We start from the raw sequence: 15,073 nt of genomic DNA, 5'->3' as shown, positions 1-15,073 counted from the left end.
CCAGCATGAGTGCCAGGATTGTCAGCTTCGTGATGAGCGGCGGCGTCGGCTCGCGCCTGTGGCCGCTGTCGCGCGAGGACAATCCCAAGCAGTTCCATGATCTTTCCGGCGGCGGCTCGATGATCCAGCAGACCGTGCGCCGCATGGCCGCGCGCACGGCAGGCGAGGGACCCGTCTGCATCATAGCGACGGAGCGCCATGCCGGCCGCGTCAATGCCGAGCTGGCCGGCGTGGACCTGAAGGGCGGGCGCGCGCTCTACGAGCCGATGGGCCGCAACACCGCGGCCGCCGTGGCGCTGGCCGCCCAGGTGACGCTGCGCGATTTCGGCGATGATCTCGTCCTTGTCGTGCCTTCCGATCATGTCATCGCCACCGATGCCGATTTCTGGGCGACGGTCGAGGATGGCGTCGAGGCCGCGCTTTCCGGACGCGTGGTGGTCTTCGGCGTACGTCCGACCCATCCCGAGACCGGCTATGGCTATATCGAGGCCGGCCCGGACGAGGGCGCGTTCGTCCGTGATGTCACCCGCTTTGTCGAGAAGCCGGACCATGCCACCGCGCAGACCTACCTGGCGGCGGGAAACTTCTACTGGAACGCCGGCATTTTCCTCTTCCGCGCCTCGGCCATGCGCCAGGCCTTCGAGCAGCTGGAGCCGGCGATCTGGTCGGGCGTGGCCACGGCGCTCGAACGGGCCCGCGACGAGGTCGGCGGCATTTTCCTGCACGAAGACGACTACATGGCCGTCCGCTCCGATTCCATCGACTACGCCATCATGGAGAAACTCGACGGCATCGCCATGGTGGAGGCGCGTTTCCGCTGGAACGACCTGGGTTCCTGGCAATCGCTGCTCGATGTCTCGGACGCCGATGGCGCTGGCAATGTGATTGTCGGCGACGTCGTGGCCTTCGATTGCGAGCATTGCTACCTGCGCTCGTCCGGTCGTCTTCTGTCGGTCATCGGCCTGAAGGATGTCGCGGTGGTCGCCACCGCCGACGCCACCTTCGTCGCGCCGGTCAGCGAAAGCCAGAACGTCAAGAAGGTCGTCGAACAGCTTGAGAAGAGCGGCCGCCTCGAAACCCGCTATACGCCGAGCCACGACCGGGTGATCGAGGCCGGCGCCTTCGTCAACCGGGTTCGCCACTGGCTGTTCGAGGAAACACTGCCGCTCTGGTCCACCGCGGGCGTCGACCGCGTCCATGGCGGATTCCACGAGACGCTCGGCTTCGACGGCCAGCCGGGCCTCAAGCCCAAGCGTATGCGCACCATGGCCCGCCAAGTCTACGCCTTTTCCGTGGCCAAGGCCCATGGCTGGAGCGGACCGGCCGACGACCTGATCGCCCATGGCATCGGCTTCATGGCGGACAGGGGGCGCACGGAACGTGGCGGCTGGGTGCGCGCCTTCAATCCGGACGGCTCGGTGCTCGATGCGGTCGAGGACACCTACGACCATGCCTTCGTGCTGCTGGCCCTGGCCCATGCGCATCGCGCCGGTCATCCCGATGCCCTGACACTCGGCCGTGAGACCTTCAACTTCCTCGACGAGCACCTGGAAGACGCCAACCTGCGGGGTTTCCTGGAAAGCTCCGACGGCGAGAACCTGCGCCGCTCCAATCCGCACATGCATCTGCTGGAAGCCTTCCTGGCCTGGTTCCATGCCACCGGCGAGCGCACCTATCTGCGCCGGGCCGCCCGCATCGTCGACCTGTTCCGCCATTCGCTGTTCGATCCGGAAACCTGGACGCTGGGCGAATATTTCGACGCCGACTGGCGGCCGGAAAAGGGCATGCGCGGCGAATGGACCGAGCCCGGCCATCATTTTGAATGGGCCTCGCTGCTGACCGATTTCGCCGATGCCACAGGCCAGACAGACCTCGTGCCCTATGCGCGCAAGCTCTACGCGTCCGCCGTGGCCAACGGGCTGAACCGGTCCACCGGCCTCGCCTACAACGCGGTTTCGCGCTCCGGCGTGCCGCTGGAGCGCCTGTCGCGGTCATGGCCGCAGACGGAAGCCATCAAGGCGGCCATCGCGCTGGACGCCGAAGGCGGCGGACCCGACATGAAGCCGGAAATCGAATCGCGCGTCGCCCGCCTGTTCCGCTGGCATGTCGATCCCGCGCCGCGCGGATTGTGGATCGACCTGATCGATGAAAAGGGCGCGGCGCGCGCGCCTGACGTGCCGGCCTCCATCTTCTACCATCTCGTCTGTGCGCTGACCCGCTATCTCGAAATCCAGCCGGAGGCGCGTTGACCGCTCAGTAGGGGCTGTCCACCGGTCCGTCCGCGACGTAGACGCTTTTGACCTGGCTCCACGCGGCCAACGCCTCGATACCGTTTTCGCGGCCCATGCCCGATTGCTTGACGCCGCCAAACGGCATTTCCACTGGCGTCAGGTTGTAGGCGTTGATCCAGCAGGTGCCGGCCTGAAGCCGGTGGACGACGCGCCTTGCCCTTTCGATGTCGGCGGAGAAAACGCCGGCGGCCAGCCCGAATGGCGTGGCATTGGCCCGCGCGATCACCTCCTCCTCGTCGCGGAAGGACAGCACGGCCATCACCGGCCCGAAGATTTCCTCACGCGCGATGGTCATGCCGTCGGTCACGCCGGTGAAGACCGTCGGCTCGACGTAATGTCCGCCTTCCAGCCCCTGAAGCCGGGGACGGCCGCCGCCGCAGGCCAGGGTGGCACCTTCGGTCTGGCCGGCCTCGATGTAACCCGTCACCTTGTCCAGTTGCGCCGCCGAGACGAGCGGGCCCATTTGCGTTGCCTCGTCCATCGGGTCGCCGATGCGGATGGCGCGCGTGCGCTCGACCAGCCGTTCGATGAAGCGGTCATGGATCGCCTCATGCACGAAGACGCGCGTGCCGTTGGAGCAGACCTGGCCGGTGGAATAGAAATTGCCGAGCATGGCACCGCCGATGGCGCTTTCGATGTCGGCGTCCTCGAAGACGATCATTGGCGACTTGCCGCCCAGTTCCATCGTCGCCGGCTTCATCAGGCCGCCGGCCGTGGCGAGCACCTTCTTGCCGGTCGGCACCGAGCCGGTGAGCGAAATTTTGGCGATGACCGGATGCTCGACCAGCGTCGCCGCCACGTCGCCAAGGCCCTGCACCACGTTGAACAGCCCGGCTGGCAAGCCCGCCTCCATGTAGATTTCCGCCAGCTTCAGCGCCGAGAGCGGCGTGACCTCGGACGGCTTGAAGATCATCGCATTGCCCATGGCCAGCGCCGGCGCGGATTTCCAGCAGGCGATCTGGATGGGATAGTTCCAGGCCCCGATGCCGAGCGTGACGCCGAAGGGTTCTGGCCGCGTATAGGCGTGCGGCCCGCCCAGGTCGATCTGCCGGCCGGAATAGGACGGGACGGTCCGCCCCATGTAGTCGAGGCAGTCCGCGCCCGAAGCCGCGTCGGCCACCAGCGTTTCCTGGATCGCCTTGCCGGTATCGAGCGTCTCCAGTTCGGAAAGTTCACGGTTGCGGTCCCTCATGATCGCCGCCGCCCGGCACAGGACCGCGCCGCGTTCCTCGGCCGGGCGCGCTGCCCAATCCGCCTGCGCGCGTGCCGCGCTTTCCACCGCCGCGGCAATGACCCTGTCCGTCGCGCAATGGAGCCGCGCGATGACCTCGTCCGTTGCCGGATAGCGGCTTTCGAGCACTGCGCCGGACGCGTCCTCGAAGGGTTTGCCGTCGATGAAATGGGAGGCGGGGGGCTGTGCGCGCATGATTCTGTCTCTTGTTTATCTGTCGCTGACCTGCCAGCGCGGATTGATCCACGGCTCCAGGTTGGAGGCGGGCAGGGGATGGCGGCCCAGGATATGATCCGACGCCTTCTCGCCCACCATGATCGACGGCGCATTGAGGTTACCGTTTGTGATGCGCGGGAAGATGGAGCTGTCGGCCACGCGCAGCCCGTCCACCCCGATCACCCGGTTTTGCGGATCGACAACCGCCATCGGGTCGCCCGCCGCACCCATCCGGCAGGTCCCGCAAGGGTGATAGGCACTCTCGGCATGGTCGCGGATGAAGGCGTCCAGCGCCTCGTCGCCTTGGACATGGTCGCCCGGCGCGATCTCGCGCCCGCGATAGGGGGCCAGCGCCTCCTGGCCGAAAATCTCGCGCGTCAGGCGGATGCAATGCCGGAACTCGGTCCAGTCGTCGGGATGGCTCATGTAGTTGAACCGGATGACCGGGTTGTCCGCCGGATCGGGCGAGCGCAGCGTCACCGATCCGCGCGACTTTGAGCGCATCGGCCCGACATGGGCCTGGAAACCGTGGCCGGGTGCCGCCGCCTTGCCGTCATAGCGGATCGCGCCGGCCAGGAAATGGAACTGGATGTCGGGATAGTCGACACCGGCCGCCGAACGCACGAAGCCGCACGCCTCGAAATGGTTCGTTGTCCCGTCACCCCGTTTCAGGAACAGCCATTGCGCCCCGATCAGCGCCTTGGAGACAAGGCCCAGCTTGCCATTGAGCGTGATCGGCTGGGAGCATTCCTGCTGGATGTAGAGTTCCAGATGGTCCTGCAGGTTGGCGCCGACGCCAGGCCGGTCCGCAATCACCTCGATACCGTTGGCGCGCAGTTGCTCCGCCGGGCCGATGCCCGACAGCATGAGCAGTTTCGGCGAATTGATCGCAGAGGCGGCGAGGATGACCTCCCGTCTTGCGTGAACGGTCCGCACCTGTCCGCCGGCCTCGATCTCGATGCCGGTCGCGCGCCGGTTCTCGATCACCACGCGGCGCGCCAGGCCGCGGACCAGTCGCACGTTCTCCCGCTTCAGGGCAGGGCGCAGATAGGCCTTGGCGGCAGAGAACCGCTCGCCCTTGTGGATCGTCTGCTCGAAGGCGGCAAAGCCTTCCTGTTTCTGCCCGTTATAGTCGTCCGTCACCTCGAAGCCGGCCTGCCGGCCCGCTTCGATGAAGGCGCCATAAAGCGGATTGCGCATGGCCGCGCGGCGCACATGCAGCGGCCCGGCCTTGCCCCGCCAGTCCGCCTCGCCGGAGTCGGCATTCTCCATGCGCAGGAAATAGGGCAGCACGTCGGCATGGGACCAGCCATGCGCGCCTGTCGCCGCCCAATGGTCGAAATCGCGGGCATGGCCGCGGACATAGACCATGCCGTTGATCGAGGACGAGCCGCCGATCACCTTGCCGCGCGGCGTGACAAGCTGGCGGCCGCCCAGATGCGGTTCGGGCTCGCTCTTCAGCCCCCAGTCATAGAGCCGCATGTTCATCGGATAGGACAGCGCTGCCGGCATCTGGATGAACGGTCCGGCATCGCTGCCGCCATGCTCCACCACGATCACCGAATGCTTGCCGTCCTCCGACAGGCGGTAGGCCATGGCCGATCCGGCCGAACCCGACCCGACGATCACGTAGTCGGCGGCCAGTGACACGGCATTGTCGAAATGCTTGCCCGATGTCATGTCACTTGCCCCTCGGATAGCGCTTGCTCTCTTCCAGCACGTTCAGGTCCATGTGATTGCGCATGTAGCGCTCGGAAGCCTTCTGCAGCGGCTGGAAATCCCACGGGAAGTAGGCTCCGTTGCGCAGGGCCGGATAGACCACCCAGCGCCGCGCCTGGCTCTGGCGCACCTCCGCGTCATAGGCGGCCATGTCCCACAGGCCGCGCACGAGCTTCATGAAGGCCTGCACACTGGCACCGTGCGCCGGGTCGCCGGCAAGGTTGACCAGTTCCTGCGGATCGTCGGCCAGGTTGAAGAGTTGCGGCGGGTCCAGTTCGCAATGGACGAATTTCAGGTCGCCTTCGCGGATGCAGACCAGCGGTGCCTGTGACCCCTCGGCCGCATATTCCATCAGCACCGGGCCGTTCCTGCTGTCGCCATTCATCAGCGGCATCAGGCTCTGTCCGTCCGTCCAGGGCATGATGGCCGACAGGTCAATGCCGGCCAGGTCTGAAAGCGTCGGCAGGATGTCGATGGTCGAGACCGGATCGGCGACCGGGCGTCCCGTTCCGCCCGGCACCGCGATCATGATGGGCACGCGCGCCGAGCCTTCGTAGAAGTTCATCTTGAACCACAGGCCGCGCTCGCCGAGCATGTCGCCATGGTCCGAGCAGAACACGATCACCGTGTTGTCAGCCATGCGCGTGGCCTCCAGCACGTCGAGCAATTCGCCCACCTTGTCGTCGAGATAGGAGATGTTGGCGAAATAGGCCCGGCGCGACCGTCGGATGTCCTCGTCCGTGATGGAGAAGTTCGTGTAGTCGTTGGCAATGTAGATCCGCTGCGAATGGGGATCCTGTTCGTCGTAGGGGATCGCCGGAACCGCCGGTTCCAGGTGGCCGCAATCGGCATAGAGGTCCCAGTATCTGCGTCGCGCCACATACGGGTCGTGCGGATGCGTGAACGAGACGGTCAGGCACCACGGCCGCCGGCCGGCGTCGTCATTCTCGCGCGCAAGCTGGTAGAGCTTCTGCACCCCGTGGAAGCAGACCTCGTCGTCATATTCCATCTGGTTGGAAATCTCGGCCACGCCCGCGCCGGTCACCGAGCCGAGATTGTGATACCACCAGTCGATGCGCTGGCCGGGCTTGCGGTAATCCGGCGTCCAGCCGAAATCGGCCGGGTAGATATCCGTCGTCAGCCGCTCCTCGAACCCGTGCAACTGGTCCGGTCCGACGAAGTGCATCTTGCCGGAGAGGCAGGTGTGATAGCCGGCAGCCCGCAAATGGTGGGCATAGGTCGGGATGTCGGAGGCAAACTCGGCGGCATTGTCATAGACGCGCGTGCGCCGCGGCAACTGCCCCGACATGAACGAGGCACGTGCGGGCGCGCACAAAGGCGAGGCGGTGTAGGCGTTGCGAAAGCGCGTGGAGCGCGCCGCCAGCCGTTTCAGGTTGGGCGCATGCAGCCAGTCGGCCGGTCCGTCGGGAAACAGCGTTCCGTTCAGCTGGTCGACCATGATGACGAGAATGTTCGGCTTCGCAGGCACGAATGTCGGCTCCGGATCGGGGACGGTTTTTTATTGAATGGCTGTTCAATTTGCCTGAATGTGCCACGGCCGCATGGTCCCTGTCAATTCGGGCGGGGGGATTGCTGGCGCATTCATGCACAACCGCTTATCGATCGCGTGAGTCTTTACCTGCACGGAAAGGCGGTTCAGATTGACGCCCATGACAGGGCGCTGCGCGCCCGGCAATCGGGAGAGACAAAATGACCGCATGCATCGTGGGCTGGGCGCATCTGCCCTTCGGCAAGCATTCCGACATCACGCTGGAAGACATGATCGTCAAGGTGGCCCGCGAGGCGCTCGATCATGCCGGCATCGGCCCCGGCGATGTGGACGAGATCGTGCTCGGCCACTTCAATGCGGGCTTCTCGCAGCAGGAATTCACCGCCTCGCTGGTCCTGCAGGCCGATGACGGCTTCCGCTTCAAGCCGGCGACCCGGGTGGAAAATGCCTGCGCCACCGGATCGGCAGCCGTGCGCCAGGGCATCCGCGCCATCGAGAGCAAGGCAGGCCGCGTCATCCTGGTCGTTGGCGCCGAGCAGATGACCACGACGCCCGGATCGGAGATCGGGAAGAACCTGCTGCGCGCCTCCTACCTGCCGGAGGATGGCGACACGCCGGCCGGTTTCGCCGGCGTCTTCGGCAAGATCGCCCATGCCTATTTCCAGCGCCATGGCGACCAGTCCGACGCGCTGGCCGCTATTGCGGCAAAGAACCACCGCAACGGCGTCGGCAATCCCTATGCCCAGATGCGCAAGGATTTCGGCTTCGATTTCTGCCGCACCGAAAGCGAGAAGAACCCCTTCGTTGCCGGTCCGCTGAAGCGCACCGACTGCTCGCTCGTCTCCGACGGCGCGGCGGCCATCGTGCTGACCGACGTGGAGACGGCGCTGTCCATGAAGCGCGCGGTGGCCATTCGCGGCAATTCACATGTGCAGGATTTCCTGCCCATGTCGAAGCGCGACATCCTTCTCTTCGAAGGCTGCACCGAAGCCTGGGCGCAGGCCATGAAGCAGGCCCGTGTCGGCCTCGACGATCTTTCCTTCGTCGAGACCCATGACTGCTTCACCATCGCCGAACTGATCGAATACGAGGCGATGGGCCTTGCCAGGCCCGGCGAGGGCGCGAAGGTGGCGCTCGAAGGCCAGACGGAGAAGGGCGGCCGACTGCCGGTCAACCCGTCGGGCGGCCTGAAGGCCAAGGGTCATCCCATCGGCGCGACCGGCGTCTCCATGCATGCGCTCACCGCCATGCAGTTGATGGGCGAGGCCGACGGCTTCCAGGTGGAGGGCGCCACGCTGGGCGGCATCTTCAACATGGGCGGCGCCGCGGTGGCCAATTACGTCTCCATCCTGGAGCGCATCAAGTGAATCGGGTCGCCGTCGTCACCGGCGGCGCTTCCGGCATCGGTCTTGCCGTTGTCGAGCGCCTGCTGGGCGACGGCTGGACGCTTGGCGTCATCGACGCCAACCGCGCCGCGCTGGCGGAGGCCGAGGCGGAGTTCGAGGGCGAGGACGCGCTGTTCCTCGCCTGCGACATCACCGACGAGGACGAGGTGGCCGAGGTCTTCGACCGCTTCGCCGATACGCTCGGGCCGCTTTCTGCCCTCGTCAACAGCGCCGGCATTGCCCGCGACCTGCCGGCGATGGAAACATCGGCCGAACTTTTCCGCCAGATCCTCGACGTGAACCTGGTGGGCTCCTTCATCGCATCCAAGGCCGCGGTCGAGCGCATGGGCGACGATCTGGCCATCGTCAACATTTCCTCCGTGTCCGGCCTGCGCGCCAACAAGGGCCGCGTGGCCTATGGCGCGTCCAAGGCCGGCGTGAAGATGATGACCGAGGTCATGGCCGGGGAACTGGGCACGGCGCGCGTGCGGGTGAACTGCATCGCCCCCGGCCCGGTGGAAACGCCCATGGTCTCGCGCCTGCACACCGCCGCCGACCGGAGCCAGTGGCTGCCGCGCCTGCCGCTGGCCCGTTATGGCGACCCTGACGAGATCGCCGCCGCCGTCGCCTTCCTCGTCTCCGAGGAGGCAAGCTTCATCACCGGCCACACGCTGGCCGTCGATGGCGGGTTCCTGTCCGCCGGCATATTGGAAGACAAGGCGTGATCGCCTGACATCCCGACCCGGCCGACGCCGGGGATCTTCAGGGCAGGGCGCCGGACATCGATGCCCGCGACAAGGCCGAACATGTGCACTTCGAGGCCTGACCGCAGGCCGGCGGAAAAGCCGGCCAGCCCGCCGAGCGAGAAATGCATGTCCGCGCCGTCCGGTGCCACGTCGAAGGCGAAAAGCCCCGGCCGCCAGTCCCGTCCCACCGCGTGCGGCGGCAGCACGGCGTCCAGTTCCGGCACCGCGCGCAGCACATGGGCGACGAAGGAATTGGAATTGGGCCCCGGCCAGATGGTGTAGCCGCCCCGGTGATTGTAGGGATAGGCGGCGATGGCCGCTTCGATCCTGGGGATCAGCCGCGCCGCCTCTTCGCCGCGCACGGTCTTCACGAAGAAGGGCGCGTTGGAATACCAGCGCGCATCCGCCGCATAGGCGTTGCGCCGCACCGGCTGGCCCCAGCCCACCTTGTCATAGCGGTTGTAGCGGCCTTCCGCCGGGTCGAAGGTGACGATCCAGCTATGGACCGACAGGGCACCCTTCAGCCCCCCCGTGCGCGCCGCCATGACATGGATGACCGGTTCGTCGACCGATTCGGCCGGCGGCAGCACGCCCGACGACGTCCAGTCCGCCTGCCGCCATGAGCCCGGCCGGTCCACCGACATCCACCACGCGGCCGATGCCAGCGAGGGAAGCAGGAAGAAGATGGCGAAGAGGATGGAAAGCCGCTTGAAGAATCGCATGCGCTCGGGTCCGTATGGCATCGTGTCCGGCAATGGCCGTCATGACGGTATCTGGAACGGAAAATGAGGTCAAAACATGGACAATCCCGTGCTGGTTGAAATCACGCGCGGCGGCCGGGTGGAAAGCCGGCATCGCGGCGCCTTCGTCATCATGGACGGCGGCGGCCACGTGGTTGCCGCCAGCGGCGATGTCGAACGCCCGGTCTTTCCGCGCTCCGCCGTCAAGGCCATCCAAGCCCTGCCGCTCGTCGAAAGCGGCGCGGCCGATTCGTTCGGCTTCGACGACGCGGACTTGGCGCTGGCCTGCGCCTCCCATTCCGGCGAACCTGACCATGTCGAGCGTGCAGCCTCCATGCTGGCGCGCGCCGGCCTTTCCGAGGCCGATCTCGAATGCGGCAGCCACTGGGCGGCGGACCCGGCCGTGCTGGTCGAACAGGCCCGCGCCATGGAGCGGCCGAACCAGTTGCACAACAATTGTTCCGGCAAGCATGCGGGCTTCCTGTGCACCTGCCGCCATCTGGGTTATGCCACGAAGGGCTATGTCGCGCGCGGCCACGCGGAGCAGCGCCTCATCGCCGAAACCATGACCACGGTCACCGGCGCGCCCCATGACGCCGACAATGCCGCCATCGACGGCTGCGCCATCCCCACTTATGCCGTGCCGCTGACGGCGCTGGCCCGCGGCTTTGCCCGCATGGCGACGGGCGAAGGGCTGGAGCCGGGGCGGGCGGCGGCCGCGCGCCGCCTCATCGGCGCCTGCATGGCCGAGCCCTGGTTCATGGCCGGGACCGCCCGCTTCGACACGCGCGTCATGCAGGCCGCGCCCGGCAGGGTCTTCGCCAAGATCGGCGCGGAAGGCGTCTATTGCGCGGCCCTGCCGGAACTGGGCCTCGGCCTTGCGCTGAAGGCCGACGACGGCGCCGAGCGCGCCGCCGAGACCATGCTTGCCGCCGTGCTGGCCTATGCCGCCGCCGGGCGCGACGGCGCGCTGGCCGACCGGCTCGAAGCCTTCGCCCACCGCCCGGTGCTCAACCGCAATGGCGAGACGGTCGGCGAGATCCGCCCCGCCGCGCCGTTGGTGTGATCGCGCGGTTGGCGGGCATAATGACGCCTCACCCCGTCGCGTTGCGCTCCACGGTGAGATGCGGCCAGGCCTCCGCGCCGCGCGCGGCAAGGTCCCCGGTGGCGGGCTCGCTCCAGCGGTAGCCGACGATGGCGCCGTTTGGCGCGTCGGCGATCATGTTGCCGGAAATGACCGCCCGGCCGGCGCCGTCCGCCACCGTCACGGCGATGCCCGTGCCGCAGGCGCGGATGACGTTGCCGCTCGCCACCACGTTGCGCAGAAAGGCGCCCCACCCCAGATGCAGGCCGTAGCGCGGCGCGCCTTCCACCGTGTTGCCGGAAACGGATGTGTCGGCCTCCGCCGTGATGCCGACGCCGAAGCCCGGCGGATCGGCCGGGTAGGGGCCTTGCGTTGAAAGGTTGCGCACCAGGTTTCCCTGGATGACGGCCAGCCGCCCGCCCTCGTTGAAATTGACCGCGGAAATGCCGTTGGCCGCGCCGTCCACGATATTGCCCGCGATCACCGCGCCCTCGAAGGCGAATTCGGTGTAGAGCGCGGTCTCGCCGGAGCGCAGGCAAGAATTGCCTTGTGCGATCATGTTCGACGCGGAATTGGCGCGGATGGCCGAGAAGGCGCAATCGGAAATGCTGTTGTTGGCGACGGTCACGCCCCCGGCGCGAAACAGGTTGATGCCGTTGCCGAACTGCCCGGTGCCGCCGTTGCGCGCGCCGATGCGGGCAATGCGGTTGTGCGTGACAAGCGAGCCATCATGGGCGGCCTGCCAGCGGTGGACGAGCAGCCCGCCATTGCCGCAATCCTCCACCGTGTTGCCGGTGACGGTGAGGCCCGCCGATTCCACCGCGTAGAGCGCGTAGTCCTGCGCGCCGGAAAGGGTGCTGCGCTCGATCCGCCCGCCGCAGCGTTCCATGACGACGGCGCTCTTGCCTGCGCCGATGATCTCGCAGGTATCGATGGCCACGCGCGCCACGCGGCGCAGGTCGATCAGCCCTTGCGTCTGGTCCGACAGCCATCGGTTCTGCCCGTCGATGGTCAGGCCCGTGAGCGAGAAAAGCGAACAATCCTCCCCGGCGAACAGGTGGCCGTTGCCGGTATAGACGATGCGCGTCGCACCCGGCACGCCGGAAAGGCTGAGCCGGTCGGGCAGGGTCAGGTTGGAGACCGGGTATTCGCCCGGCGGCAGAAAGACCGGCTGGCCGCGCCGCGCGGCCTCGTCCAGCATGCGCTGGAAGACGCGCGACTGGTCGTCCAGCGCGCCGGGGAGCACGCCCAGTTCGCTGGCGGGAATGGAACCGCGCATGGCCGCATTCTCGAACAGCGTTCGCGCGCTGGCCGGAAATGGCACGGCGGCTGCCGCCGCGGCCGGGAGCAGGGCGGAGAAAAAGCGGCGTCTGTCCATCATTGGCACATCTCCCCGGTTCAAACCGGTTGACATGCGCGGACCGTGCCAAGAAGGATGGCCGCCTGTATCGAGGCACGGATCGAGAGGGGGCAAACAGGATGGTGTCGGTGGCCGCGAGCGCCCGCAACCTGGCTTTCGTCCTGCTGGCCGTCTGCCTGACCGGCTGGCTGCTATGGATCGGATCGGCGGTGCTCTGGCCGATCTTCGCCGCCATCCTGAGCGTCTACATCCTGTCCGCCGTGGCGGAATTCATCGCCCGCGTGCCGGTGTTGCGCCTGGCGCCGCGCTGGCTGCGCAGCCTCGGCCTCGCGGCCGCCTTCGCCGCCGTGCTGCTCTTCTTCGCCGCCATTGTCGGCTCCACGGTGGACAGCCTTGTCCGGGTGGCGCCCACCTATCAGCAGAACCTGGTGAGCCTCGCCGGCCAGCTCAGCCAATGGGCGGGCTTTGAACAGACCCCGACCTGGGAAACGCTGCGCACATGGCTTGCCGGGCGCGTCAGCCTGCAGGCCCTGATCACGGCCACGCTCGGGCAGGTGACCGCCATGGGTGGGCAGATCATCCTGATCATCTTCTACGTGGTGTTCCTCATGGCCGAGCGGGGCCAGTTCGCCGCCAAGCTGACGAGCGTCGCCGGCGATGCGGAAAGGGCGCGCCGCGCCCATGAGGTGATCGCCTCCATCAACCGCTCGATCACCGACTACCTGGCGGTCAAGACGCTCATCAACGTCATCCTCGGCGTTCTGTCCTACCTGATCATGATCGCGCTGGGCATTGATTTCGCGGCTTTCTGGGCCATCCTCATCGGACTGATGAACTACATTCCCTATGTCGGCTCCATTGTCGGCGTCGCATTCCCTGTCCTGCTCAGCCTGGCGCAGTTCGGTTCGCTGGGGCAGACGGCCGTGGCCGCTGTTGCGCTCACCTTGGCGCAGATGTCGGTCGGCTATGTGATCGAGCCGCGCATGATCGGCCAGTCGGTGAACCTGAGCCCCTTCGTCGTCATGGTCGCCCTTGCCATCTGGTCGGCGCTGTGGGGCGTGCCCGGCGCGATCCTCGCAGTGCCGCTGACGGCCATCCTCTCCATCGTTCTGGCCGCTTCGCCATCGACGCGCGGCCTCTCCGTCCTGCTTTCGGCCAAGGTGAGCGCGCCTTCTTCAGGGACGGATCCGGTCCGGTGAGGCTCGTGATGGCCGGCCTCCTCATTGCCATCCTTCTGGCGCTGCTGGGCCTTGTGGTGCTGCGGCTTGTCTACCCGCCGCCCGCGCCTGCGGGCGTATCCTCCGGCGCCTCGCCGCCGGCCACCCAAGGACCGCTGGCCGAGGGGCTGAGGCCGCTGCTTGACGCCAATCCCGGGCTGACCGGCATCCTGCCACTGACGGAAGGCGTCGACGCCTTCATCGCCCGCCTGGCGCTCGTGCGCGCGGCCACCACGGCCATCGACGCCCGTTATTACATCTGGCACCGCGACATGACCGGCCTCGTGCTGATGCGCGAATTGCTCGCCGCTGCGGAGCGCGGAGTCAAGGTGCGCCTGCTGGTCGATGACAACGGCACGCCCGGCTACGACGCCGAATTGGCCGCTTTCGCCCGCCATCCGAACATGGAAGTGCGCATCTTCAACCCCTTCATGATGCGCCGTCCGCGCATGCTGAACTATGCCTTCGATTTCTTTCGCCTGAACCGGCGCATGCACAACAAGTCGCTGACCGTGGACGGGTTGGCGACCATTGTCGGCGGCCGCAATGTCGGCGACGAGTATTTTGCCGCCGGCGACAGCCTGTTCGTCGATCTCGACGTCCTGGCCGTGGGCGAGGCGGTCGGCGCCGTCACGCGGGATTTCGATGACTATTGGGCAAGCCCTTCGGCCATTCCGGCCGAAACTGTGCTCGCCGGCGGGCCCGCCTCCAGCGATGGCCTGTTGCGCGACGCGGACAGGCAGGTCAAGGCGCAAGCCTTCGCGGATTACCGGCAGGCCCTGGGCGAGAGCGGGCTGATCCGGCGCATGGCCGCCGGCGAGGACATCTTTCGCTGGCGCAAGGCGCGGCTCCATTCCGACGATCCGGCCAAGGGTCAGGGGCCGGTGCCCGAGGAGCGCCTGCTGATCGCCCGCCTTTTCGAGGGCATCGGCGAGCCTGCCACCCGCGTCAACCTGGTGTCGCCCTATTTCATTCCTGGCCGGATCGGAGCGGCCAGCCTTGCCGATTGGGCCGGTCGCGGCGTCAGGGTCGCCGTGCTCACCAATTCGCTGGAAGCCACCGATGTGACGGCGGTCCATGCCGGATATGCCAAATACCGCAAGGAGCTTCTCAGGGCGGGGATCGGGCTTTTCGAACTGAGGCGCGAGACCGGCGTGCCGGGCGGGCGCGGCCGTCTCGGGCTTTCCGGATCGTCTGCCTCCAGCTTGCATGCCAAGACCTTCTCCGTGGACGGCCGCAACATCTTTGTCGGTTCGTTCAATTTCGATCCGCGTTCGGCGCTGCTCAATTGCGAGATGGGACTCGTCATCGAGGACGCCGCGCTTGCCGGGGAACTGGACAAGGCCTTTGGCGACACGGTTCCCGCGGCCGCCTGGGCGGTCTCCCTCGAGGAGCGGGACACATTGCTCTGGCACGGCCAGGAGGACGGCCGCACGGTCACCCGAGATGACGAGCCGGGCGGATCGCTTCTGCGCTCGGTCATGCTGACCGTGATCGGCTGGCTGCCGGTGGAGTGGTTGCTCTAGAGCAATTCCAGCGAAAGTGGGCACCGGTTTCGCGTCCGGAATTGCGGA

General features: G+C 66.9%; 10 protein-coding genes and 1 pseudogene. 6 read left to right on the top strand and 5 right to left on the bottom strand.

From position 1 onward, the window contains the following. Positions 1-5: 5 nt before the first annotated feature. Positions 6-2,249: an AGE family epimerase/isomerase gene (locus ACLB6G_RS07870; protein ID WP_410355593.1), complete on the top strand. Its 2,244-nt coding sequence runs from the start codon at positions 6-8 to the stop codon at positions 2,247-2,249. 4 nt (positions 2,250-2,253) lie between these two features. On the opposite strand, the gene betB is transcribed toward ACLB6G_RS07870, so the two are convergent. The 3 genes from betB to betC are packed head-to-tail and all read right to left on the bottom strand — an operon-like array spanning position 2,254 to position 6,946. Continuing rightward, a complete protein-coding gene (betB, locus tag ACLB6G_RS07865; protein WP_410355592.1) occupies positions 2,254-3,717 on the bottom strand; it encodes a betaine-aldehyde dehydrogenase in 1,464 nt (487 codons plus the stop codon). A gap of 15 nt (positions 3,718-3,732) precedes the next feature. After that, positions 3,733-5,382: a choline dehydrogenase gene (gene betA / locus ACLB6G_RS07860; RefSeq protein WP_410355908.1), complete on the bottom strand. Its 1,650-nt coding sequence runs from the start codon at positions 5,380-5,382 to the stop codon at positions 3,733-3,735. Between the two features lie 37 nt (positions 5,383-5,419). Continuing rightward, a complete protein-coding gene (betC, locus tag ACLB6G_RS07855; protein WP_410355591.1) occupies positions 5,420-6,946 on the bottom strand; it encodes a choline-sulfatase in 1,527 nt (508 codons plus the stop codon). 221 nt (positions 6,947-7,167) lie between these two features. Here betC and ACLB6G_RS07850 point away from each other — a divergent pair, with 221 nt between their 5' ends. Both ACLB6G_RS07850 and ACLB6G_RS07845 read left to right on the top strand, forming a co-directional pair. Then, positions 7,168-8,334 carry an acetyl-CoA acetyltransferase gene (locus ACLB6G_RS07850; protein WP_410355590.1) on the top strand — a complete coding sequence of 389 codons (1,167 nt, stop codon included), beginning with the start codon at positions 7,168-7,170 and terminating at the stop codon, positions 8,332-8,334. Further along, positions 8,331-9,077 (top strand): SDR family NAD(P)-dependent oxidoreductase, encoded by a 747-nt coding sequence (locus ACLB6G_RS07845; RefSeq protein ID WP_410355589.1) that lies wholly within the window; start codon positions 8,331-8,333, stop codon positions 9,075-9,077. The genes ACLB6G_RS07850 and ACLB6G_RS07845 overlap by 4 nt, the downstream gene beginning before the upstream one ends. Positions 9,078-9,085: 8 nt before the next feature. Here the strand turns inward: ACLB6G_RS07845 and ACLB6G_RS07840 are convergent. Continuing rightward, positions 9,086-9,820 (bottom strand): annotated as a pseudogene (locus tag ACLB6G_RS07840) (DUF3750 domain-containing protein); the annotation flags it as partial. A gap of 76 nt (positions 9,821-9,896) precedes the next feature. Between ACLB6G_RS07840 and ACLB6G_RS07835 the strand changes: the two are divergent. Beyond that, positions 9,897-10,904 (top strand): asparaginase, encoded by a 1,008-nt coding sequence (locus ACLB6G_RS07835; protein ID WP_410355588.1) that lies wholly within the window; start codon positions 9,897-9,899, stop codon positions 10,902-10,904. A 28-nt stretch (positions 10,905-10,932) separates the two neighbouring features. On the opposite strand, the gene ACLB6G_RS07830 is transcribed toward ACLB6G_RS07835, so the two are convergent. Further along, positions 10,933-12,303: a TIGR03808 family TAT-translocated repetitive protein gene (locus tag ACLB6G_RS07830; protein WP_410355587.1), complete on the bottom strand. Its 1,371-nt coding sequence runs from the start codon at positions 12,301-12,303 to the stop codon at positions 10,933-10,935. A gap of 107 nt (positions 12,304-12,410) precedes the next feature. On the opposite strand from ACLB6G_RS07830, the gene ACLB6G_RS07825 reads away from it, so the two are divergent. Next, entirely contained in the window at positions 12,411-13,481 is a 1,071-nt protein-coding gene (locus ACLB6G_RS07825) for an AI-2E family transporter (protein ID WP_410355586.1), read from the top strand. 8 nt (positions 13,482-13,489) lie between these two features. Further along, the gene (locus tag ACLB6G_RS07820; protein WP_410355585.1) at positions 13,490-15,025 is read left to right on the top strand and encodes a phospholipase D family protein; all 1,536 of its coding nucleotides are present in this window, start codon (positions 13,490-13,492) and stop codon (positions 15,023-15,025) included. Positions 15,026-15,073: the final 48 nt, after the last annotated feature.

Source organism: Zhengella sedimenti (assembly GCF_046506625.1).
GTDB lineage: Bacteria > Pseudomonadota > Alphaproteobacteria > Rhizobiales > Rhizobiaceae > Zhengella > Zhengella sedimenti.
Note: the sequence above shows the minus strand (reverse complement) of the source record. Positions and strands in the feature narration are given on the sequence as shown.